Annotated in this window: 23 protein-coding genes; 5 read left to right on the plus strand and 18 right to left on the minus strand. The window is 73.4% G+C overall.

Going from position 1 to position 22,332, the window contains the following annotated elements; genetic code table 11:
- Positions 1-266: 266 nt before the first annotated feature.
- Genes QSK45_RS11290 through QSK45_RS11310 form a run of 5 tightly spaced genes read right to left on the minus strand, consistent with a single transcriptional unit; the run spans position 267 to position 3,681 of the window.
- Positions 267-494: a V-type proton ATPase subunit F family protein gene (locus QSK45_RS11290; protein WP_285555720.1), complete on the minus strand. Its 228-nt coding sequence runs from the start codon at positions 492-494 to the stop codon at positions 267-269.
- 2 nt (positions 495-496) lie between these two features.
- Positions 497-910 (minus strand): ATP synthase subunit C, encoded by a 414-nt coding sequence (locus QSK45_RS11295; RefSeq protein WP_285555728.1) that lies wholly within the window; start codon positions 908-910, stop codon positions 497-499.
- The gene (locus QSK45_RS11300; protein ID WP_285555730.1) at positions 895-2,331 is read right to left on the minus strand and encodes a V-type ATPase 116kDa subunit family protein; all 1,437 of its coding nucleotides are present in this window, start codon (positions 2,329-2,331) and stop codon (positions 895-897) included. The genes QSK45_RS11295 and QSK45_RS11300 overlap by 16 nt, the downstream gene beginning before the upstream one ends.
- Positions 2,318-3,247: a hypothetical protein gene (locus QSK45_RS11305; protein ID WP_285555732.1), complete on the minus strand. Its 930-nt coding sequence runs from the start codon at positions 3,245-3,247 to the stop codon at positions 2,318-2,320. The genes QSK45_RS11300 and QSK45_RS11305 overlap by 14 nt, the downstream gene beginning before the upstream one ends.
- Positions 3,244-3,681, minus strand: coding sequence for a hypothetical protein (locus QSK45_RS11310; RefSeq protein ID WP_285555734.1), 438 nt, complete (start codon positions 3,679-3,681; stop codon positions 3,244-3,246). The genes QSK45_RS11305 and QSK45_RS11310 overlap by 4 nt, the downstream gene beginning before the upstream one ends.
- 168 nt (positions 3,682-3,849) lie before the next feature.
- Between QSK45_RS11310 and QSK45_RS11315 the strand changes: the two genes are divergently transcribed.
- Together QSK45_RS11315 and QSK45_RS11320 are read left to right on the plus strand one after the other, a co-directional pair.
- Complete coding sequence (locus tag QSK45_RS11315; RefSeq protein ID WP_285555736.1) at positions 3,850-4,689, plus strand: CBS domain-containing protein; 840 nt, start codon at positions 3,850-3,852, stop codon at positions 4,687-4,689.
- A 48-nt stretch (positions 4,690-4,737) separates the two neighbouring features.
- Positions 4,738-5,634 (plus strand): universal stress protein, encoded by an 897-nt coding sequence (locus QSK45_RS11320; protein WP_285555737.1) that lies wholly within the window; start codon positions 4,738-4,740, stop codon positions 5,632-5,634.
- Between the two features lie 75 nt (positions 5,635-5,709).
- On the opposite strand, the gene QSK45_RS11325 is transcribed toward QSK45_RS11320, so the two are convergent.
- The 5 genes from QSK45_RS11325 to QSK45_RS11345 form a co-directional block, all read right to left on the minus strand.
- Positions 5,710-6,264 (minus strand): Rv1733c family protein, encoded by a 555-nt coding sequence (locus QSK45_RS11325; protein ID WP_285555739.1) that lies wholly within the window; start codon positions 6,262-6,264, stop codon positions 5,710-5,712.
- A gap of 446 nt (positions 6,265-6,710) precedes the next feature.
- Entirely contained in the window at positions 6,711-7,115 is a 405-nt protein-coding gene (locus QSK45_RS11330) for an inorganic diphosphatase (RefSeq protein WP_285555741.1), read from the minus strand.
- Positions 7,116-7,363: 248 nt separating this feature from the next.
- Complete coding sequence (locus tag QSK45_RS11335) at positions 7,364-8,269, minus strand: GNAT family N-acetyltransferase (protein ID WP_285555744.1); 906 nt, start codon at positions 8,267-8,269, stop codon at positions 7,364-7,366.
- A gap of 70 nt (positions 8,270-8,339) precedes the next feature.
- On the minus strand, positions 8,340-8,984 hold the full coding sequence (locus tag QSK45_RS11340) for a response regulator (RefSeq protein ID WP_285555746.1): 645 nt from the start codon (positions 8,982-8,984) through the stop codon (positions 8,340-8,342).
- Positions 8,981-10,114, minus strand: coding sequence for a GAF domain-containing sensor histidine kinase (locus QSK45_RS11345; protein WP_285555748.1), 1,134 nt, complete (start codon positions 10,112-10,114; stop codon positions 8,981-8,983). Before QSK45_RS11345 ends, QSK45_RS11340 begins: the two co-directional genes overlap by 4 nt.
- Before the next feature lie 213 nt (positions 10,115-10,327).
- On the opposite strand from QSK45_RS11345, the gene QSK45_RS11350 reads away from it, so the two are divergent.
- From QSK45_RS11350 to QSK45_RS11360, 3 genes are all read left to right on the plus strand, one after another.
- Positions 10,328-12,208, plus strand: a complete 1,881-nt coding sequence (locus QSK45_RS11350; protein ID WP_285555749.1) for a propionyl-CoA synthetase — start codon at positions 10,328-10,330, stop codon at positions 12,206-12,208.
- Positions 12,208-13,785, plus strand: a complete 1,578-nt coding sequence (gene scpC, locus QSK45_RS11355) for a succinyl-CoA:acetate CoA-transferase ScpC (protein WP_285555751.1) — start codon at positions 12,208-12,210, stop codon at positions 13,783-13,785. Before QSK45_RS11350 ends, scpC begins: the two co-directional genes overlap by 1 nt.
- 121 nt (positions 13,786-13,906) lie before the next feature.
- A complete protein-coding gene (locus tag QSK45_RS11360; RefSeq protein ID WP_285555754.1) occupies positions 13,907-14,446 on the plus strand; it encodes a manganese efflux pump MntP in 540 nt (179 codons plus the stop codon).
- Here the strand turns inward: QSK45_RS11360 and pqqE are convergent.
- From pqqE to katG, 8 genes are all read right to left on the minus strand, one after another.
- Positions 14,443-15,573 carry a pyrroloquinoline quinone biosynthesis protein PqqE gene (pqqE, locus tag QSK45_RS11365; protein ID WP_395484825.1) on the minus strand — a complete coding sequence of 377 codons (1,131 nt, stop codon included), beginning with the start codon at positions 15,571-15,573 and terminating at the stop codon, positions 14,443-14,445. The genes QSK45_RS11360 and pqqE overlap by 4 nt on opposite strands.
- Complete coding sequence (gene pqqD, locus QSK45_RS11370; protein ID WP_285555759.1) at positions 15,566-15,910, minus strand: pyrroloquinoline quinone biosynthesis peptide chaperone PqqD; 345 nt, start codon at positions 15,908-15,910, stop codon at positions 15,566-15,568. Before pqqD ends, pqqE begins: the two co-directional genes overlap by 8 nt.
- A 5-nt stretch (positions 15,911-15,915) precedes the next feature.
- On the minus strand, positions 15,916-16,614 hold the full coding sequence (gene pqqC, locus QSK45_RS11375) for a pyrroloquinoline-quinone synthase PqqC (protein WP_285555761.1): 699 nt from the start codon (positions 16,612-16,614) through the stop codon (positions 15,916-15,918).
- Between the two features lie 4 nt (positions 16,615-16,618).
- Complete coding sequence (pqqB, locus tag QSK45_RS11380; RefSeq protein WP_285555763.1) at positions 16,619-17,506, minus strand: pyrroloquinoline quinone biosynthesis protein PqqB; 888 nt, start codon at positions 17,504-17,506, stop codon at positions 16,619-16,621.
- A gap of 116 nt (positions 17,507-17,622) precedes the next feature.
- Positions 17,623-17,718: a pyrroloquinoline quinone precursor peptide PqqA gene (gene pqqA / locus QSK45_RS11385; RefSeq protein WP_285555765.1), complete on the minus strand. Its 96-nt coding sequence runs from the start codon at positions 17,716-17,718 to the stop codon at positions 17,623-17,625.
- Between the two features lie 44 nt (positions 17,719-17,762).
- Positions 17,763-19,463, minus strand: a complete 1,701-nt coding sequence (locus QSK45_RS11390; RefSeq protein WP_285555767.1) for a PQQ-dependent dehydrogenase, methanol/ethanol family — start codon at positions 19,461-19,463, stop codon at positions 17,763-17,765.
- 18 nt (positions 19,464-19,481) lie between these two features.
- Positions 19,482-19,943, minus strand: coding sequence for an MSMEG_3727 family PQQ-associated protein (locus tag QSK45_RS11395; protein WP_285555768.1), 462 nt, complete (start codon positions 19,941-19,943; stop codon positions 19,482-19,484).
- A gap of 185 nt (positions 19,944-20,128) precedes the next feature.
- On the minus strand, positions 20,129-22,300 hold the full coding sequence (gene katG / locus QSK45_RS11400; protein WP_285556312.1) for a catalase/peroxidase HPI: 2,172 nt from the start codon (positions 22,298-22,300) through the stop codon (positions 20,129-20,131).
- Positions 22,301-22,332 lie beyond the last annotated feature (32 nt).

A 22,332-nucleotide genomic window follows, 5' to 3' on the forward strand; every position in this document is an offset into this window, starting at 1 on the left:
GCTCGGAGCGGGGCACGGCGCCGGGGCGCCGATCGGCTCGGGCACGGCCGGGCCGGGGGAGCCGGACGGGCCCAGCCGTGTCCGGCGGGCGGCGCGGGTCTCCGGGCGGCTGGTGCGCGCCGGCCGGGGCAGGGGTGGCGGGGTCGGGGTGCGCGGACGTGCGGTCGTGCGGGGGCGGGGGTCGGCGAGGGGGTGCCTGCCGGGTGTGCGGTCGCTGGTGCCTGCGCACGCCGGGTGCCCTGGCAGGGCGCGGAGCGCGGGTACGGTCATGGAGGCATCACCACCGTCATGGGCCGGTTCGGCGCCGGCACCGTGGTCTCGGTGCCCAGCGCGTCGGCGGCCTCGGGCGTGAGGACGACCAGGGCGACCGTGCCGGGCAGCGTCCGCCAGGCCCGGCGTACCGCGTCGGCGTCCTCGGCGACGCGGACCTCGACCCCGGCCAGGGCCAGCCCGCCCACGGCGACCCGGGCACCGATGGCGGCGACGGTGCCCATCGTCAGGCCTTCCCGATGAGCAGGATCGCGACCACCAGCCCGTACACGGCGATGCCCTCCGCCAAGCCGACGATCACCATCGCCCGGCCGAACATCTCCGGCCGCTCGCTCAGCGCGGCCAGCGCAGCGGCGCCCGTGTAGGCGACGGCGATCGCGGCCCCGATCGACGCGCCGGCCACCGCGACGGCCGCCCCGATCAGAGCGGACCCGTTGCTCCCGCCGCCCGCGGCGGCCGGCGCCGCGGCGCCGGCCGGCCCCGTGAGGGCCGTGCACAGGACGACCAGGGCACCCGCCAGCAGGGCGAGGTTCGTGGCCAGGAGCCAGCGGACGGCATGTCCGGTCCGGCGCCGGCGCAGCAGCCGGACGGCGCCGAAGACCGCGACCAGGACCGGCAGCACGATCAGCCAGGTGAGCATGGGACCACCTTCGCAGCGGGGTCTGCGGATTCCGCCCGGGGAACCCGCCAGGGACGGAACGGGCGGCCCTCCGCGCCGAAGAGCCGGGAGAACAGCTCGTAGAACTCCAGCCGCAGGGCCTGCACACCGGCCACCAGCGCCTCCAGGGCGAAGGTGACGGCCGTACCCACGACGAACAGCAGGCCGGCGCCCGCGACCGCGGCGCCCCCCCGCCCCGCCAGTGCCGTGGTGCCGTGCCACACCAGGCCGGCCAGCGCGGCGTGGGTGAGCCCGAAGGCCGCGAGCCGGGCGAACGACAGGGTGTTGGTGCCCGCGCGCACGACGATGTCGAACAGCCGTACCGCCGTCTCGGCGAGTCCTCCTCCGCCGCCCGTCGTGGCCCGGTACAGCCCGGCCGCCACCAGCACCAGCCCCGCCGCCGCGAGCGCGGCACCGGCCATGGCCAGGGCCGTCCGGTGCACGACGAGGGCGCCCGCAGCCGACGCCAGCCCCAGGTAGAACAGCAGCCCGGCACCGCCGGAGGCCGCGTACAGTCCCGCGCCCCAGCCGCCCTCCCGCACCCGGTTCACCGCTCCCGCGGCGTGCGCGAGGGCCAGCAGGCCCGCGCCGAGGACCACCGCGGCGGCCAGCAGCCGCGCGGGCTCGGCCGTCGGACTCAGCCACAGCACCGGCAGCAGCCCGGTCGGTCCGAAGAACTCGCCGTAGGCGGCGCCCGCGAGCATCGAGGCGACACCCGCGCCCGCCAGGAAGGGCCACAGCCGGTCCAGCCGGGCCATTCGGCGGGGCCTGCCGAGGCGCAGCGCGAGGGCACCGAGCAGCAGCAGCGCCCCGTGCCCCACGTCACCGAACATGATCCCGAACAGCGCGACATAGGTGAGCCCCGCGGGCCACGACGGATCGAGGTCCGCGTACGCCGGGGTGCCGTACGTCGTCACCAGCGGGGTGAAGGACGCGGTCCGGTGCGGCCGCAGCTGGGTCGGCGGATCGGTGCCGCGCGGCGACGGCAGGGGCAGCAGCGCACCGCCCACCTCGGCCAGCCGCCGCGCGACCCGGGGCACCTCGCTGGCCGGGCACCACCCGGCCAGCGCGGCGACCTCCCCCTCGCGCACGGCGGCGGCCATCCGTTCCTCCAGCTGGGCCTCGCCCGCCAACAGGGCCGCGTCGCCCCGCCGTTCCAGGAGATCGAGGTCCGGTGCGGCAGCGGCCAGGACGGCCGGGGCGGCGTCCTCGGCCCCCGCGCCCCGCCCCCGTACCCGCTGCAGCCGGGCACCCGCCGCCCCCGGGGCGGACTCCTCGGCCCGGTCCAGCTCCACGCAGCCCTCCTCCGCGATCCGCACCAGCGCGTCCCGCAGGGCGGCCCGGGGCACGACCACGGCCACGCGGCGCATCCGGACCGGCGCCATCGCCTCAGACCAGGGCATCGAACGCCTCCCGGGCCCCGCCGCCGCGCGCCGCCGACTCCAGCGCCGCCCGCACCCGCCAGGCGTCCGCGGACAGCACGGCGACCGCGCCGACGACCACCCCCGGGCCGGGGCGGCCCTCCCGCAGCAGTGCCGTGCCATCGGCGTGCACCGTTCGCCACCAGCGGGCCTCGGCCCGCCACAGCGTGTCCGGCTCCTCCACGTCCGCCAGCACCCAGCGGGCCGACGCCGGCAGACGGTCGCGGAAGTCCTCGTAGGAGGCGGCGTCCGACGCGCGGGACCCGAGCAGCCGCGCCGCGTCGCGCCGTACGGGCGCCGGCAGCGAGCGGCCGTGCACGAAGCGTTCACGCGCCGCCAGCAGTGCCGCGCGCGCCCGCGCCCAGCGCCGTGCGGCCGGTACGGCGACATCGGTGCGCCGGGCTGCGGCCATCCGCATGCCCGTGACCAGGGCCCAGGGCGTGTCGGCTCCCGGGTCGCCCCAGGGCGAGGCGGCGAGCGCCGCCCGCAGCTCCGTGGGCGTCCCCGCACCCTCCAGGCTCCGCCAGGCGGTCTCCAGCGCCCCCAGCCGGTACGGCTCCGGGGCCCTGCCGGGACGGTCGTCCGGTGTGGGCAGCAGAGCCACCACGTTGGCGATCTCGAACCCGGCGGCCAGCGGAACCAGCAGCCGGGCACCGCCCGGCGGCAGCCATCCGGCCAGCACCCGCAGCTGCCACAGGACCGTGGCGGTCACGGCCCGCTGCGCACCGGGCAGGTCGACCACCGTGCGCGCGTACCGCCCGTACGGCGTCGGCGCCAGGAGCCGCAGGGCGTCCCCCAGGGCCGGGCCGCGTGCGATCTCCCGGGCACCGTCCGGCCCCGGGCACCGTCCGGCGAGTGCCCGCGCCCGCACCGCCGCGGCGACCCAGCCGGCGCTCACGGGGCCCCTCGCGACCCGCCCGCCGGGCGCAGCGCGTCGGCCACCGCGAGGTCCACCAGGGACGGCATGCGCTCCGCCGCCCGCTCGCGGATCTCCGCGGCGGTACGCTCCCCGGCGGCGCGCAGGGCCTCGGCCTCCCGGCGGGCCTCCCGCAGGACGGGTTCCGCCGCCTGCCGGCGCACCGCGGGAGCCCGCTCCCGGGCGGCGGCCACGACGCGCTCCGCCGTGCGCGCGGCGTCCCGGCGCAGGGCCGCGGCGGCCTCCTGCGCGTCGGCCCGGATCCGCGCCGCCTGTTCCTGGGCATCGGCCAGTCGGGCGAGGGCGGGCTCCAGTTCCGCCGCGCGCTCCGCCGTGCGGTCGGCGGGGACACCGGCGGCGGACGCTCCCGGCGTCCCCGTCGGACGGAACCGTTCCAGGAAGTCCCGCAGGGTCATCGGCGGCCTCCTGCCGGTCGGCTGCCCCTTCAGTCTCACCGCTCCCGCCCCGCCCCGCACCGGGTGGGCCGGCGCCGGCCGGCCCCTTCGGGGCCGTTCGGCTCTTGGCACGGACCGCGGGCGCGCGAGACTGGGACGGTAGGCAGCCGACGGACCGAGGAGGCCGCCGTGGAAGCGCACGAGAATCTCTCCGCCCAGACCGACGCCCGCCGGGAGACGCCCGGCCGTCGCTGGAGTCCCGGTGAAGCGGCCCGGCAGGACGTGCTGCTCCGCTACCTGGGTGCCGTCGCCACGGCCGCGGCCGGACACGCGGCCGAGGAGGAGGGCACGCCGGCGGCGCCGCAGCGGCCGACGGCCCCGCACGCACCCGGCCGGCCCGTGGTGCGCGACGTGATGGACGTACCGGCCGGGCACGTGCGTGCCGACCTGCCGTACCGCGACATCGCCCGGGTGCTGGCCCGCGAGCAGGCGGGTGCGCTGCCGGTGGTCGACGCGGAGGACCATGTGATCGGCGTCGTGTCGGAGTCCGACCTGCTGGCGAAGGTCGCCTTCGAGGCGTCCGGTCACCGGCCCGGACCCATCGGCAGACTGCGCGAGCGCCGTGTGCACGGCAAGGCCCGCGGCGAGACGGCGGCCGACCTGATGACCAGCCCCGCGATCACGGTGCTGCCGGATGCGACCGTCGCCGAGGCCGCGTGGCTCGCCGCGCTGTCCCGGCTGAAGCGGATGCCGGTCACCGACCGCGGGGGGCGGCTGGTCGGCGTCGTGCGCAGGGACGCCCTGCTCCAGGCGCTCATCAGGGACGACGCCGGTATCAGGGCGGACGTCGAGGCCGCGGTGAGGGCCTGCTGTCCGCCGGGCGAGCGGGACGCCGTGCAGGTGGCCGTGCACGACGGCATCGTGGAACTGACCGGACGGATGCCCGCGGCGACATCGCAGCGCCTGCTGGCGGAGGTCGAGAGGATCACCGACGTGGTCGAGGTGAAGAACCTCCTCACCGGGCCCTGACGTCGGCGGCATCCCACCGGTGCCGGAACCCACCCCGGAGGCGCGGACATGTCCCGAACCGTCACCGCAGGCATCGACGACTCGCCCGAAAGCCGGACCGCGGCCGAATGGGCGGCGCGCGAGGCGTTGTTGCGCGACCTGCCCCTGAAGATCGTGTACGTCCAGGAACCCACGCCGAGAATGGCGGCCCGGACCCCGCTGTTCGACGTCGACAGCTACCGGCGCTGGGCCGAGCGGATGGCCGAGGAGGCGGCCACCGGTATCCGCGCGAAGCATCCCGGCCTCCAGGTGACCACCGCGCAGCTCACGGGGACCGTGGCCGACGTGCTGTGCGAGGCGGCGGGGGACGCCGAGCTGCTGGTGCTGGGCTCCCGGGGGCTCGGGAGGCTCGGCGGGTTCCTGGTCGGCTCGGTGAGCCTCGCCGTCGTGGCCCGCGCCGAGCGCCCGGTGGTGCTCGTGCGCGCGGGGGAGGGGGCGCGGCCGGCGGGCGCGCCCTCCGAGGCGTCCGGCGAGGAGTCTTCCCTCCCCGTCGTGCTCGGCCTCGACATCGAGGAACCGGCCGACGCGCTGCTGGAGTTCGCCTTCGACGCCGCCGCGCGCCGCGAGGTCCCGCTGCGCGCCGTCCACGCCTGGCCCGAGCCGCCGACCTCCTTCTACCGCTTCTACGGCGACGCCGAACTCTACGACGACCTACAGCGCGGCCAGGCCGTTCTCCTGGGCAAGGTGCTGCGGCCCTGGCGGCAGAAGTTCCCGGACGTCGAGGTGATCGAGGCGAGCCGCTGCGGAAGCGCCGCTCAGGTCCTCGTCAACCACTCCCACGACGCCTCCCTCGTGGCCGTCGGCCGCCGCATCCGCAGCCGCGCCTTCGGCTTCCACCTCGGCCACGTCCTGCACTCCGCCCTGCACCACATCGCCGCCCCGGTCGCGGTCGTCCCGCACACGTGACGGCCGCGCCCCGGTCTCCGCTCTTCGCGAGCACCGGGGCGACAACGGCGGGGAGGCTCCTCACCGGGCCCCACTTCACCGGGGCCCCACCAGATCCCATTCGCGGTCCCACAGGGCCAGCCGACGCCGGTCCAGCCGTGCCCGTGCGAAAGCGCCCGCGCCCAGTACCGGAGCCGCGGCGGCCAGCGCGGCACCGACGGCGAGGAAGCCCGCCTCGACGCGTCCTTCGCCGGGCTTCGTGGGGGCCGTGGTGACGAGCCGGCCCCGGTCGTCCTGCCACAGCGGCACCGTCGCGCCCGCCGCGAGACTCGGGTCCACCAGCGTGCGCCCGGTACGGGACGTACCGTCCGGCGCCACCCAGCGCACCGCGTCCTGGACCCGTCCGTCCGCCGACCACTCCGCGGTGACGCCGTGAGGCGCGTCGTCCATCAGGACCGCCCGTACGGGGTGCCGGTGGGCGCGCTGCTCCGCGAACCGGTGCTCGGCGGCGCGGAACGCCAACGGCGCGACCACGGCACCGACCACCGCGACGAGCACCCACACGGCCAGGACGATCCACGCTTCCACGACGTCCTCGCGCCGGCGCAGCGGATTGCGCCGCCACCGCCACAGATGCCGTCTGCCGCTCATCAAGCCGCTCATCATGGAGACCTCCGCCTCGTGCCGACCCCTTCGACTCCGACGGTGCCTCCGGCGGGGGCCGCGCCGACAGGGGCGAAGGGGCCTCCGCGGCGGGCCGCCCGGGACCGGATTCGGCATCGGTTGGGGCCATGGGTCCCTTCCGGCGGCGTACATGGGCACGGACGCCCGGACCTACGGCCATTGCGGGACCCCCGCCCGGAGCCTGAGGCCGGCGGACGCGCACCAAGGCCCCTCGGTCCACCCGCCACCCACCTGGTCCGGGGCGAACCGGACGCCGTCCGCCGCGCTCCGCCGCCGCGTCGACCGCCGGCCGGGCCGGACGGCGGCCCCACCCCGCTCCGGGAAGCACGCACGCGCCCCCGGGTGACTCCGCCGGCCCGGCTCACCCCCGCCGACTGCCGATCCGGCTCACGCCCGCCGACTGCCGATCCGGCTCACGCCCGTCGGCTCCGCGTCCGGCTCAGCCCCCGCTCCCGATCCAGCGCACACCTGCCGCTGCCGGCCCGGCTCACGCCCGCGCGCTCCCGGCACCGACCGCGCGCCGCCGGGACGCCTCGCCGGTCGACCTCCGAGATCTCCTCGATGTCCTGCACGTCCGCGTAGCGCGGGTCATGGGCCGGAACGCACAGCACCTTCTCGTCCGGGCCGTCGCCGGTCAGTACGAGCGCGTCGAGCGGGTCGCCGTCGCGGCCGAGGGTGCCCTCGATGTAGCCGTAGTCCGCCGGGTACTTGGTGGACGTGAACAGCAGCCGGTCCAGGCGGATGCGGTGCAGCGTGTGGTCCATCTCGTACTTGTTGCGGGAACCCTGGGGGATCTCCACGGTCACGTCGAACTCCATGCCGTCCTCCTCGCCGCGTCGACGCGTTCTCCCGGAGGCGCGGAGGCGACTGCCGAGGTACCGCGGTCCGTCCGGGCCGGCCCCGGCCGTCGCGGGCGACGCTGACACGGCCCTCCCGGCCGGCGCCTTCCGGACCAGGGACCGTCAGCGGCCGCAGTCGGCGGTGAGCCCCATCACCGGCACGCCCCCCCCGGGGGCGTGCCGGTGTGCGCCCGGATCCGCCGAGGGGCAGCCCGCCGTCCGCCCCGTCAGGGCAGTTCGACCGAACGGGCCTCGTCCACGACCCGGTACCCCGCGCTCGTGTACAGGTTCATGGCCACCTCGTTCCCACCCCACACCGTGAACATCAGCGCCGAGTCGCCGGCCTCGAACGCGGCCCGCTCGCCGACGGCCATCGCGGCCCGCCCGTAGCCCCTGCCGCGGTGTCCCTCGTGGATGTGCAAGGAGTACCCGTAGGTGACCCCCGGCAGGTACGCGTGCCTGAGCCACGCCGTGCCGACCGGCTCGTCCGCCGCCTCCAGCACCAGGAACGCGTGGTCGGGTGTTTCCAGCCCCTCCGGGAGCAGCGCGGCGAAGTCGTCGTCCGACTTGCGCACGGCGTCCTCGTGGCCCATGGCACCCGACCGGACGATGTCGCCGACGTAGCCGTCCTTCTCGGAAGCGAGCCAGTCGGCATACTCGTCCCGTGCCATCGGCCGCGCGGTGACACCGCCCACCTGCTCCGGCGGGGCGTCGACGTGCCGCGCCCTGACCTGCCCGTGGACGTCGTAACCGGCGAACACCTCAGCCGGGCCGGGGCCGACGAGCCGGACACCCACCCGGCGCGCGCCCCGCTCCGCGCACCACGCCTGCGCCCACTCCCGGGCGGCCTGCTCGTGTCCCCGGCCGGCGTGGTCCGGGTCGACGTGCAGATCCCCGATACGCCCCGCGAGCGCCCCCTTGTCCTCGGCCACGCTCACGGCCACGAACCCCACCCGGACCCCGGCGTCCGTGATCGCGGCGACCGTCCAGTCGCCCGCGAGGGCGCGGCCCTTGTCCACGTACCTCTCGGCCGCGGCCGTCCCGAGCCCGGCCGCCGAGTACGCGGCGACGAGCCGACGCCCGCAGTCCTTCCGCCACACTGTGGTGTCGTCCAGGAAGACGAATTCTGTCACCCGGTCACATTAGTCACGGCGCCACGAAACCGAAACGATGAACCAGGATGCCGACGCCTCACCCCGCGCCTCACAACAGCCTCGCCTCCCCGGCCTTCGCGATCGCCTCCACCCGGTTGCGCGCCCCGAGCTTGTGCATCGCCGCCTGCAGATACGTCTTCACGGTGTTCCGCGCCAGGTTGAGTTCCTCGGCGATCTCCGGGTTCGTGCGGCCCATGGCGACCAGGCGGAGCACGTCGTACTCGCGGCGCGTGATGCCTGCCTCCTGGAGGTGGCGGCGCAGATCGGCGTCGTCGGGGGCGGAGAGACGCGGATCGAGGACAGGGGTGCCGGCGGCGACCTTGTGCAGGGCCGTCGTCAGGTCCGGCGTGGCGGCGTCCTTGAGGAGGCAGCCGTCGGCGCCGTGGTCGAGGGCCGTGCGCACGCCCGCGTGGTCGCCGTACGCGGTGAAGAGCAGGACCCGCACGCCGGGCGCCTCCTCGTGGAGGCGGTCGATGACCTCGGGGGCGAGCATGTCGGGGAGCCGGAGGTCGAGGAGCACCACGTCGGGGCGCAGCGCCACGGCCTGTCGTACGGCCTCCGCACCGGTCTGCGCACTGCCGACCAGGTCGATCCGCCGGTCGTGGCGGACCAGGAGCTTCACGCCGTCGCACACCACCGGGTGGTCGTCGGCCACGAGGACCCGGACCGGCTGCCGGGAACGGGAGGCGGTCACCGCAGCGGCATCCGGATCCGTACGGTGACCCCGGCGTCGTCGTTCTCCACGACCTGCACGTCTCCTCCCAGTCGTTCCAACCGCTCGCGCACGGCGCCCAGCCCGATGCCGCCGACCGATGGCGTCAGGGAACCGGCGAGGCCCACGCCGTCGTCGGACACCACCGCGGTCAGCTCCCCGTCGGCCGCCATGAGGGTCACGACGACGGACGAGGCGCGGGCGTGCTTCTCGACGTTCAGCAGGGCCTCGCGTATCGCGCTGAGCAGGATACGGAACCGGGAGGGGTCCGGCTCGGGCAGGGGGGTGAGGGTGATCGCGCGGGCGGTGACCCCGGTCCGTTCCTCGAACGCCGCGCAGTCGGCGGTCACGGTGGCGGACAGCGAACGGTCGGCGGGCAGGTCGCTGAGGGCGGCCAGCGACCGGCGCAGCGCCGTGGACGCCTCCGCGAGCCCCCGCTCGACCGTGCCGAGCCGCTCGGCCAGCTCCGGCGTGGTGCCACCGTCGGACCGCAGATCCCGCACCTGCGCGCCGACGGTGAAGAGCATCGCCCCCACCGAGTCGTGCAGCGCGACGGCGATCCGGCGCCGCTCCGCGAGGGTGTCCGCCTCGCGCCGGGCGTCCGCCAGTTCGGCGACGGCGAGGGAGAGCGCCGTGGCGTCGGCTATCCGGGTGAGCGCGGCCGTGGCGCGGGTGCCGAAGTCCCCGGGATCGCGGTAGGCGGCGTAGACCATCCCCAGCACCTCGTCGCCGCGCTGGATCGGCACACCCAGCATGGCCCGGATGCCCTCGGCGTTGATCGGGTCGTCGAACTCGTGGGTGATGCTGCGGGAGCGCGCGTAGTCGTGGACGCGGCAGGGCCGGTTCGTGGCGAGCACCTTGCCGCCCAGGCCGAGCCCGGTGGGTACGACGAGATTGTGCAGTCCGGTGTGGTGGGTGCCGGCCCAGGACCGGACCACTGCGACGCCGGTGTCCTCCATCTCGCCGATCAGCGCGACATCGGCGCCGGTCAGCGCGCAGACCTGGCGCGCCGCCTCCCGCAGCGCGACCCTGCGGTCCAGCAGCGCGACCAGATGGGAGGGTTCCCAGTCGACTCGGCCCTCACCGCGCGGCTCCCGCGTGTTCCTGCTCATGTGAACACTGTCGCACTCAGACTGGCGAAAATGCGAGGAGGGTCTCCATATGGAGGTGGTACGACCTGCGCCCCGGCCCGATGATGCCTGTCACCGGCCGAGGTACCCGGGTGCGACGCCGAGCCGCCGAGCATCCCGGAGGCGGCAGGTCGCGCTCCCTCCGCAGGACAGGCGGGCTGTCCACGCGTGCTACCCCGAGGAGTGACGACGCACATGGGCGTCTACAGCGAGCAGTACCAGCGCAGCATCACCGACCCAGAGGGCTTCTGGGGCGATGCCGCCACCGCGCTCACCTGGTACGAGGAACCGTCGCGCGTCCTGGACGACGCACGGGCACCCCTGTACCGGTGGTTCCCGGACGGAAGGATCAACACCTGTTTCAACGCCCTGGACCGGCATGTCGACGCGGGCCACGGCGACCGTACGGCGCTGATCTACGACAGCCCCGTCACCGGCACCAAGGCGGAGTACACCTACGCCGAACTCCAGCAGCTCACCGCCCGTTTCGCGGGCGTGCTGCGGGGCCTCGGCGTCGGCCGGGGCGACCGCGTGGTCATCTACATGCCGATGGTGCCCGAGGCGGTCGTCGCCATGCTGGCCTGCGCGCGCCTCGGCGCGGTCCACTCCGTCGTCTTCGGCGGATTCGCGCCGCGGGAACTCGCCCTGCGCATCGACGACGCCCGCCCCAAGGTCGTGGTGTCCGCCTCCTGCGGCATCGAGGGCAGTCGCGTCATCCCCTACAAGCCCCTGCTCGACCAGGCGCTGCTGCTGGCCCGGTACACGCCCGACATCAGTGTGATCCTCCAGCGCCCCGAGGTGCGGGCCGAGCTGTCCCTGCGCGACGTCGACTGGGACGAGGCGATGGCCTCCGCCGCGCCGGCCGAGTGCGAGCCGCTCGCCGCCACCGACCCGCTCTACGTCCTGTACACCTCGGGCACCACGGGCCGCCCCAAGGGCGTGGTGCGCGACAACGGCGGGCACGCGGTCGCCCTGACCTGGAGCATGGCCAACGTCTACGACATCGGCCCCGGCGACGTCTGGTGGGCCGCCTCCGACGTGGGCTGGGTCGTCGGGCACTCGTACATCGTCTACGCCCCCCTCCTCGTCGGCGCCACGACCGTCCTCTACGAGGGCAAGCCGGTCGGCACCCCGGACGCGGGCGCCTTCTGGCGGGTCATCGCCGACCACCGCGTGAAGGCCCTGCTCACCGCCCCCACGGCGATGCGCGCGATCAAGAAGCTGGACCCGCACGCCGAGCTGCTGGCCGGGTACGACATGACGGGCTTCCGCTGCCTGTTCCTGGCGGGCGAACGCCTCGACCCGGACACCTACGACTGGGCCCGTACGACACTCGGCGTGCCCGTGATTGACAACTGGTGGCAGACCGAGACGGGCTGGCCGATCGCCGCGAACCCGCGGGGACTGGAGCCGATGGAGGTCAAGGCGGGCTCGCCCAGCGTGCCCATGCCGGGCTACGACCTGCGCATCCTCGACTTCGAGGGCAACGACCGCCCCGCGGGCGAGGAGGGCGCCATCGCCCTGCGGCTGCCCCTGCCGCCCGGCACGCTCACCACCCTGTGGGGCGACGACGACCGCTACGTGGAGTCGTACCTGTCCCGCTATCCTGGTTACTACCTCACCGGTGACGGTGGATACCGCGACGAGGACGGCTACGTCTTCGTCATGGGCCGCATGGACGACGTGATCAACATCGCCGGGCATCGGCTGTCCACCGGCGCGATGGAGGAGGTCGTCGCCTCCCACCCGGATGTCGCCGAGTGCGCGGTCATCGCGGCGTACGACGCGCTCAAGGGGCAGGTGCCGCGCGCCTTCGTGGTGCTCAAGGCGACCGCCACCTGCGACCCCGGCGGACTGGAGCAGGAGATCATCCGGTCGGTGCGCGACCGGATCGGCCCGATCGCCGCGCTCAAGGACGTCACGGTGGTCGCGGCCCTGCCGAAGACCCGCTCCGGCAAGATCCTGCGCGCCTCCATGCGCTCGCTCGCCAACGGGGACGACGCTCCGGTGCCGGCCACCATCGACGACCCCGCCGTACTGGAATCACTGCGCCTCGTCCTGCGCAAGGAGAACTGATGCTGACCGAAGACCCGACCCGCGCGACCGCAGGGACGCCGAGTGCCGGCAGGCCGGCCGCGCACCCCGCCGCGTCCCGGATCCAGGACGCGCGGCTGGCCGGCCGGATCATGACCGCCGAGGAGGCCGCCGCGCTGATCCCGGCCGGCGCGACGGTCGGCATGAGCGGCTTCACCGGCGCGGGCTACCCCAAGGCGGTGCCCCAGGCCCTCGCCGACCGCATCGCCGCAGCGAGCGCGCGCGGCGAGCGGATGCGGGTCAACGTGTGGACGGGCGCTTCCACCGCCCCCGAACTCGACGGCGTGCTCGCCGAGGCCGAGGGCATCGAACTGCGCCTGCCCTACCAGTCGGACCCCACCACCCGCCGGGAGATCAACGAGGGGCGGATGGAATACCTCGACATGCACCTCTCGCATGTCGCCCAGACGGTCTGGCAGGGCTTCCTCGGCCCGCTGGACATCGCCGTCGTCGAGGTCAGCGGCATCACCGAGGACGGCCGGCTCATCCCGTCCTCCTCGGTGGGCAACAACAAGACCTGGATCGAGCGCGCGGACGCCGTGATCCTGGAGGTCAACTCCCGCCAGCCGGCCGAGCTGGAGGGCATGCACGACATCTACTACGGCACCGCCCTGCCCCCGCACCGCACGCCCGTCCCCATCATCCGGCCCACCGACCGCATCGGCGTCCCGTACCTGCGGTGCCCCACCGAGAAGATCATCGCGGTGGTACCGACCGACGCCCCCGACCGCAACACCCCCTTCTCCGCGCCGGACGACACCTCCCGGCGGATCGCCGAGCACGTCCTCGACTTCCTCGCCCACGAGGTCGCGCGGGGCCGCCTCCCGGAGAACCTGCTTCCGCTGCAGTCGGGCGTGGGCAACGTCGCCAACGCCGTGCTCGCCGGGCTCGGCGAGGGGCCGTTCGAGAACCTCACCGCCTATACCGAGGTCATCCAGGACGGCATGCTGCACCTGATCGACACCGGCAAACTGGTCGGCGTCTCGGCCACCGCCTTCTCGCTGAGCCCGGAGGCGGCCGAGCGGTTCAACGCCCGTGCGGGGGAGTACCGCGACAAGATCGTGCTGCGCCCCCAGGAGATCAGCAACCACCCCGAGGTCGTGCGCAGGCTCGGCTGCCTGGCCATGAACGGCATGATCGAGGCCGACATCTACGGCAACATCAACTCCACCCATGTCATGGGCAGCCGCGTCCAGAACGGCATCGGCGGCTCCGGCGACTTCGCCCGCAACGGTCTGATCTCCTTCTTCCTCAGCCCCTCGCGAGCCAAGCAGGGCGCGATCTCCGCCATCGTGCCCATGGTGTCCCACGTCGACCACACCGAACACGACGTGGACGTCATCGTCACCGAACAGGGCCTCGCCGACCTGCGCGGTCTGTCGCCCAAGCAGCGTGCCCGCCGCGTCATCGACCACTGCGCCCACCCCGATTACCGCCCCGCCCTCCAGGACTATTACGACCGCGCCCTCCACTCCTCCTACGGGCGGCACACCCCGCACCTGCTGGAGGAAGCCCTGTCCTGGCACACGCGGTTCATCCAGACCGGTTCGATGCTCTGAACAACGTGACCGGACGACCTTCCAAAAGCGAACGGTAATCACAGAATTCGCTGAGTGAATATTGCTCGGGAACCGGCCCGTCGGGTTTATCCGACGGGCCGCCCGAGATATCATGTCGTGCATGATCTGGGAAATGCTGGGCCTGGGTTTCGTACTCAGTCTCGACAATTTCCGGGTATCGATCGTGCTCGGCACCGTCCCCTTCGGACTGAGACGCGCGGCGCAGGTCGCGGGGACCTTCGGACTGTGGGACGCGGTCATGCCCCTGATCGGGCTGCTGGTCGGCCACGAGATCGGCGAGGCCATCGAGGGCTACGCCGACGTGGTGGGCGCGGCGGCGCTCGGCGGGTACGGCCTCTACCTCGTCGTCTCGTCCCTGCGCCACCCCGAGCCGGACGAACTCGACCACCCCTGGGCGCTGTTCGGCATCCCGCTGACGCTGAGCCTGGACAACCTGATCGCCGGGGCGAGCCTCGGTATCCTCGGGCTCTCGCCCTGGCTGTCGGCCGCCGTCTTCGGCGTCATCACGGCCGGGATGTCCCTGCTCGGTCTGCGCCTCGGCCGCGCCGCGGCGCGCCTCGTCCGCATCCGCTCGGACCTGCTCAGCGGCGTCACCCTGATCATCGCCGCGGCGGCGCTGCCGCTCGTGTTCGGCGGCTAACCCACGCGTGTGTTCGGCGGTCGGCCCGCCTGCCCGGCCGGTCGGCGCACCTGGTGCGGGCGCGGGACCAGCGGGGGACGACCCTTCCCCGACGGGGAGTTGGCGGCCTCGACCGCCCGGGTGACCAGCTCGTGGTCGGGCGACAGATGGCAGACCGGGTCGGTGCGCGCCGCGTCGCCGGTGAGCTGGAACGCCTGGCAGCGGCACCCGCCGAAGTCCACCTCCCGCCGGGGACAGCCGCGGCAGGGCTCCGGCATCCAGTCGGTCCCCCGGAACGCGTTCATCACCGGCGCGTCGGTCCAGATCCGCTCCAGCGAGTCCTCGCGCACACTGGCCCGCGGCAACGGCAGCGACTGGGCGGCCGGACACGGAAGGACGTCGCCGTTCGGCGTGACGGTCAGCTGCCGCGATGCCCAACCGCCCATGCAGGGCTTCGGATAGCGGCTGTAGTAGTCCGGGATGACGTAGATGATGGCCATCCGGTCCCGCAGCCGCTCGCTCGCGGCCCGTACGACACCCTCCGCCGCCTCCAGCTGCGACCGGCTCGGCAGCAGCGCGGCGCGGTTGCGCCAGGCCCAGCCGTAGTACTGGGTGTTGGCCAGCTCCACCCGGTCCGCGCCCACCTCCTCGGCCAGCGCGAGCACCTCGGCGACACGGTCGATGTTGTACCGGTGCAGCACCACGTTCATGGTCAGGGGCCAGCCCAGCTCCTTCACCACGCCCATCGCCTCGACCTTGCGCCGGAAGGAGGGCACCCCGGCGATCCGGTCGGACATCGCCGGCTCGTCGGCCTGGATGCTGACCTGCACGTGGTCCAGGCCCGCCGCCCGCAGCTCCTTTGCCCTCGTCCCCGAGAACCCCAGGGCGCTGGTGATCAGGTTGGTGTAGAGGCCCAGGTCATGGGCGTGTGCCACGATCGCCACCAGGTCGCGTCGCAGCAGCGGTTCCCCGCCGGACAGATGGCACTGCAACACCCCCAGACCACCGGCCTCCGTCAGGACCCGCAGCCACTCCTCGGTGGTCAGCTCGTCGCCGTAGTCCGCCAGGTTCAGCGGGTTCGAGCAGTACGGGCAGGCCAGCGGGCAGCGGTACGTCAGCTCCGCGAGCAGACCGAAGGGGCTATCCATCGCCATCGCCCGCTCCCTCGCCGCGGCGTCCGCCCAGCTCCACATAGCGCCGGGCGACGAGCCGCGACAGGAAAAGCCGCACCTCGGCGTCGGGAACGCGCTGGTAGCGCCCGCTCAGCTCGCTCACGATCTCGGTGACGGTGCGCCGGCCGTCGCACAGGTCGAGGACGGCCGCGCCGCTGTCGTTCAGCACCACCACCGCCTCGGGGTGCAGCAGGATCCGGCGCTGCCTGGTGCGGTCGAAGCCCAGCCGGGCATGGCGCGCCAGCCGGGGCCGGTCCGAGCCGGTCACCGCGACGGTGCTCGTCCGGTGCGTTCCGGTGGGGGTCGCGTCCATGATCGTCACTCCGGATAGGCATGGTCGACGGCGTCCATCAGGCTCCACAGGACGTCGCACTTGAACGACAGCGCGTCCACGGCGCGCGCCCGCGACTCCGCGCTCACGCAGTGCGCGGTGACGACCTCCAGGGCGTGCTCGCAGTCCCGCGGGGCCTGTTCGAGACGGGCCCGGAAGTAGGCGAGGCCCTCGCGGGCGATCCACGGGTACCACCGCTCGAACGCGGCCAGCCGCGCGGCCATCAGGTCGGGTGCGAACATCTCGGTCAGCGAGGACGCCACCGCCTCCACCCACGGCCGGGTCCGGGCGAAGTTCACGTACGCGTCCACGGCGAACCGCACCCCCGGCACCAGATGCCGGTGGTCCAGGATCTCCTCGCGGCTCAGCCCGGCGGCCTCGCCGAGGCGCAGCCACGCCTCGATGCCGCCCTCCCCGGCGGCGGTGCCGTCATGGTCGAGGATCCGCCGGACCCAGCGGCGGCGGACCTCCAGGTCGGGGCAGTTGGACAGGATCGCGGCGTCCTTGCGGGGGATGTTCTCCTGGTAGTAGAAGCGGTTCGCGATCCAGCCCCGGACCTGTTCGCCGCTCAGCCGGCCGGCGTTCATCCGCACATGGAACGGGTGCTGGTCGTGGTACCGCCGTGAGTGGGCCCGCAGCGCCTCCACGAAACCGTCCGCGCTCGTCGCCGTGGCCGTCGTCGTCACGGCACTACACCTGGATCTCGAGGCCGTCCATGGCAACCTCCATGCCGTACTCCTCCACGGTACGCCGCTCGGGCGTGCCCTCCAGGAGGACCGGATTGGTGTTGTTCATGTGCACGAAGACCGTCCGCCGCACGCCCAGCGACGCGAGCTGCGCCAGGCTGCCGTCCGGTCCGTCGAGGGGCAGGTGGCCCATCTCCCGGGACGTCTTGCGCGCCAGGCCCAGCCGCACCAGTTCGTCGTCGCGCCAGCACGTCCCGTCGACCAGCAGGCACGGGCAGCCCTCGATCTCCCTGCGCAGCGCCCGGGTCAGCGCCTGCACGGCGGGCACGTACACCAATGTCCCGCCGGTGCGCTCGTCGGTCAGCCGGTACCCCACGACGCGGTCGGGCTCCGGCCCGCCGCCGAACCGGGGCTGCTTGGTGGTGGGCACGTCGAACGCCCGGCACGACAGGCCGTCCGCCAGCGGGAACTCCGTGCCGGGGATCACCGAGCGCCACTCCACCGGGCAGTAGTGCTCCAGCGTGCGCAGGATCCCCGAGCCGTCCCACAGGGTCTTGTGCACCGCGGGGGTGGCGTACAGCAGCAGGGTGCGGGCCTCGCGCAACATCAGCAGGCCCAGGGTGTGGTCCAGCTCCGCGTCGGTGAGCAGCACCGCCTCCAGCGGCGTCGTACGGTCCTCGCGCGGCCGCAGTCCGGGGAAGCCCTCGATCTGGGTGCGGACGTCCGGGGAGGCGTTGACGAGGAACCACCGGTGGCCGTCGGCGCTGACCGCCACCGACGACTGGGTGCGCGGGACACCGGACCCCGAGCGGACCGCGGCGCACACCGGGCAGCCGCAGTTCCACTGCGGGGACCCGCCGCCCGCCGCCGAGCCCAGCACGCGCAGCAACACGACTCGCACCTCCGTTCGCCGTTCGCCGTTCGCCCCGAGCATGTCCGAGGGTCCGAGCGCCGGGTGGCGCCGGATCGGCTTCCGGCGCCACCCCGACGGACCGCTCCTCACGTCGGCTACTCCTCCAGTCGGGCGAGGTACATGGTCACCTCGGCCGCGACCACGATCTCGTCGAACTCCGGTGTCTCCCACACGGCGAGCTCGCACTCCATGGATCCACCTCCTCTCTGCCATCGCGGCAGGCTCCGGTCACGCGCTACGACGATTCCGGAAGGGCGAAGGCGAACAGGGCGCTTCCGTGCCCCGCGCCGAGCATGCCGGGCAGGAACCCCTCGGCCCAGCCGCCCCAGCCGACCGGCACGGCGACGTACTGCCGGCCGTCGACCATGTAGGTGGTCGGGCTGCTGTGGTGACCGCTGCCGCACTGGAACTTCCACAGCGGTTCCCCGGTGCGGGCGTCGAGCGCGTCGAACTCACCGGAGGGCTCCCCGGCGAACACCAGGTCACCGCCGGTGGCCAACGTCGAGGCGCACATGGGCAGTTCGTTGCGCCAGCGCCATTTCTCCTCGCCGTTCGCGTCGAACGCGCTGACGGAACCGGCCATGTCCTCGATGTCCACCTGAACGCCCGCGCCCCAGTAGGGGATGCTCTCCTTGAACTCCCGGCGCCGCCGGGTGGCCGTGGCACCGGTGTCCTGGACCGGGACGTAGAACAGTTCGGTCCTCGGGCTGTAGGACGCGTGCGTCCACTCCTTGGCACCGGCCGGACCGGGGTAGAAGTGGACCGGGACGCCCTCCTCGTCCGGGTAGACCTTGGCCGTCACCTGGCCGTCCCGCGTGATCGCTCCCCAGGTGATGCGGTCCACGAAGGGAGTGATCGAGACCCGCTCGCCGTTGGTGCGGTCGAGGACGAAGAAGTAGCCGTTCTTGTCGAAGTGGCCCAGCAGTCTGCGCCCGCCCTGCTCGAACAGGATGCACTCGGCGATGCTGTCGTAGTCCCACAGGTCGTGCGGGGTGCACTGGTAGTGCCAGCGGATCTGACCGCTGTCCACGTCGACGGCGATGATGCTGTCCGTGAACAGGTTGTCGCCCTCACGGACCGCTCCGTCGAAGTCGGGCGCCGGGTTGCCGGTGCCGACGTACAGCAGGTTCGTCTCCGGGTCGAAGGTGCCGGTGACCCAGCAGTTCGCCCCGCCCCGCGCCCAGGCCTCGCCGTCGGCCGGCCAGGTCTCCGCACCCGGCTCCCCGGGCTTCGGCACGGTGTAGCAGCGCCACTGGTGCTCGCCGCTCTCGAGGTCGAACGCGTCGAGATGACCGCGCACGCCGAACTCGCCGCCCGAACTGCCCACGATGACCATGTTCTTCACGATCAGCGGGGCGACCGTGGCGCTCTCGCCGGCCCGGACGTCGCCGTAGGTCCTGGCCCAGACCTGCTTGCCGGTGGTGGCGTCGAGCGCGACCAGCCGGGCGTTCGGCGTCACGAAGAAGACCTTGCCCTGGGCCACCGCGACACCGCGGTTCACGTTCCCGCAGCACAAGGACACGTCGAAGGGGACCGCGTGCTTGTACCGCCAGATCTCCGTGCCCGTCTTCGCGTTCAGGGCCCAGACCCAGCCGTCCCAGCCGGACAGGAACATGACCCCGTCCACGACGATCGGGGCGGCCTCGAAGGAGTAGGTCGACGCGCCGGCGATCAGACCGGTGGTGCCGGCCTGGAAGACCCACGCGGGGACCATGTGCTTGACGGTCTCGGTGTTGATCTGGTCCAGCGTGCTGAAACGCTGCCCGTTGTAGGCGCCGTAGTAGGTCAGCCAGTTCTGGGGTTCCTCGCGGGCCCGCAGGATGCGCTCGTAGTCGACGTCGGCCACCACCGGCGGCGCGACCTCTCCGCCCGCGACCTTGCCGCTCAGGTTGCCCTGGTCGACGGCCTCGCCCGCGTCCACGTAGTCGACGGTCATGTGCTCCGCCTCCTTCCCTTACGGTCGCGGCTGTTCCGGACGGTCGAGGCGGGCCTCCGGCGGGGCGTCCCCGAGGACGACGATGGACCCGGTCAGTCCCCGGCCCTCGTCGTTGCCCGTGGGCGAGCCGAACCAGTAGTAGCCCGGTCCGTCGAGGTTCAGGTGCGCCTGTCCTCGCGAGTGGTTCACCAGCCAGATGAACTTCCGGTCGCCGTTGCTCGGCAGAAGCGCGCAGTGCGTGTTCATGTCGTCGTTGACGAGTTCCAGCTCGATGTCTCCTCCATGTGGCATGACCAGAATGGAGGGATCCCAGGAAAGCTCATCGGGATTGATGCGAATGGTGGCCCGCATGTGGCCGTCCGGTTCTTCGGTGGCGCGGCCGATGCTTCCGGTGCCCAGCACCTGGCCCAGCGCCGCTTTGTTCTGTGCGTTCAACCCGATCTGGTCCAGCAGGTCGGTTCGCTCCCGCGTGGTCGTCATCGGGGCTTCACTCTCCTCGTCCAAAACCGCTGGTCGAATTTACCTCTCCTTCTTTTCTGCATATCTGGTGAATCACACCGAAAAAGAATAGGAATATTCCTCGGTAAACACGCTACGCCGGACGGATCACCCGGACAAGGGCGACCGGGAGTCCGGGCCGGCGCATGCCGTTCACCCGCTCATCCCTACCGCTCGTCCGCTCCGTACGACCGCTGGGACCCGCGGAGGTCGTAACGGTCGAGGTTCATGACCTTGTCCCACGCGGCGACGAAGTCCCGTACGAACTTCTCCCGCGCGTCGTCGCTCGCGTAGACCTCCGCCACCGCGCGCAGCTCGGAGTTCGAGCCGAAGACCAGGTCGACACGGCTGCCGGTCCACCTGAGCGCTCCGGTGGCGCGGTCGCGGCCCTCGAAGGTCCGCGCGCCGGAAGAGGCCGGCTCCCACACCGTGTCCACGTCGAGCAGGTTCACGAAGAAGTCGTTGGTCAGCGATTCCGGCGCCGAGGTGAAGACGCCCAGCGGCGACTGCCGGTGGTTGGCGCCCAGCACCCGCAGGCCGCCCAGCAGGACGGTCGTCTCGGGCACGCTGAGGCTCAGCAGGTTCGCCCGGTCGATCAGCAGATACTCCGGGGGCAGGCGGTGGCCGTCCCTGCCGGAGTAGTTGCGGAACCCGTCCGCGGCCGGCTCCAGCGCGGCGAAGGACGCCACGTCGGTCCACTCCTGAGGGGCGTCCGTGCGTCCGGGCGCGAAGGGCACCCGGACGTCGTGGCCCGCTCGCCCGGCGGCCCGCTCGACGGCGGCGGCCCCGCCGAGCACGACGAGGTCGGCCAGCGAGACCCTCTTGCCCCCGCTCTGCTCGCTGTCGAACCATTCCCGGATCCCCTCCAGGGTGGTCAGCGTCCGGGCCAGCGCGTCGGGCTCGTTGACCTCCCAGTCCCGCTGCGGCGCGAGCCGTATGCGGGCGCCGTTCGCCCCGCCCCGCTTGTCGCTGACGCGGAACGTCGAGGCCGACGCCCACGCCGTCGAGACGAGCCGGCCGACCGACAGCCCGGAGGCGAGGATCCGGCTCTTGAGCGCGGCGATGTCCGCCGCGTCGACGAGCGGGTGGTCCACGGCCGGTACCGGGTCCTGCCACAGCAGCCGCTCCCGGGGGACCAGCGGGCCGAGGTACCGCTGGATCGGGCCCATGTCGAGGTGCGTCAGCTTGAACCACACCCGGGCGAAGGCGTCCGCGAGCTGGTCCGGATGCTCCAGGAAACGCCGGGCTATCGGCTCGTAGACCGGGTCCATACGCAGCGCGAGGTCCGTCGTCAGGACGGTCGGGGCGTGCGTCGCGGCCGGGTCGTGGGCGTCCGGCACGGTGCCGGCCCCGGCGCCGTCCTTGGGAATCCACTGCCACAGGCCGCCGGGGCTCAGCTCCAGCTCCCACTCGTAGCCGAACAGGGTCTCGAGGAAACTGTTGTCCCAGTGGGTCGGGGTGGGCGTCCACGTGCCCTCGAGGCCGCTGGAGATGGCGTCACCGGCCTTTCCGGTGCCGTAGCCGCTCCGCCAGCCCAGGCCCTGCTGGTCGAGTGGGGCGCGCTCGGGCTCGGGGCCGAGCCAGGCCTCCGGGTCGGCCGCGCCATGGGTCTTGCCGAAGGTGTGGCCGCCCGCGATCAGCGCGACGGTCTCCTCGTCGTCCATCCCCATGCGCCGGAACGTCTCGCGGATGTCCCGCGCCGAGGTCAGCGGGTCCGGGACGGTGTTGGGGCCCTCCGGATTGACGTAGATGAGGCCCATCTGCGCGGCGGCCAGCGGCTGCTCCAGCTCGCGTACGCCGCCGTGGCGCTCGTCGCCGAGCCAGACCCGCTCGGGGCCCCAGTACACGTCGTCGTCGGACTCCCAGACCTCCGCACGGCCGCCCGCGAAGCCGAAGGTGCGAAAACCCATCGACTCCAGGGCGCGGTTGCCCGCGAAGACCATCAGGTCGGGCCAGGAGATCTTCCGTCCGTACTTCTTCTTCACCGGCCACAGCAGCCGGCGCGCCTTGTCGAGATTGCGGTTGTCGGGCCAGCTGTTCACCGGCGCGAAGCGCTGCATGCCGCAGCTCGCGCCGCCGCGGCCGTCGCCGACGCGGTAGGTGCCGGCGCAGTGCCACACCATCCGGAGCACGAGCGGTCCGTAGTGCCCGTAGTCGGCGGGCCACCAGGGTTGCGAGGTCGTCAGCACCGCGTCGACGTCGCGTGCCAGGGCATCGAGGTCGAGGCCGGCGAACTCCGCGGCGTAGTCGAAGTCCTCGCCCATCGGGTCGGCCGTGGCGGGGTGTCCGCGCAGGACCGAGAGGTCGAGCCGGTTCGGCCACCAGTCGTGGTTGCGCATGCCGCCGACCGGGCCGGTGCGGGGGCCGGCCG

The organism is Streptomyces hygroscopicus subsp. hygroscopicus, from assembly GCF_030269125.1.
Taxonomy (GTDB): Bacteria; Actinomycetota; Actinomycetes; order Streptomycetales; family Streptomycetaceae; genus Streptomyces; species Streptomyces hygroscopicus_C.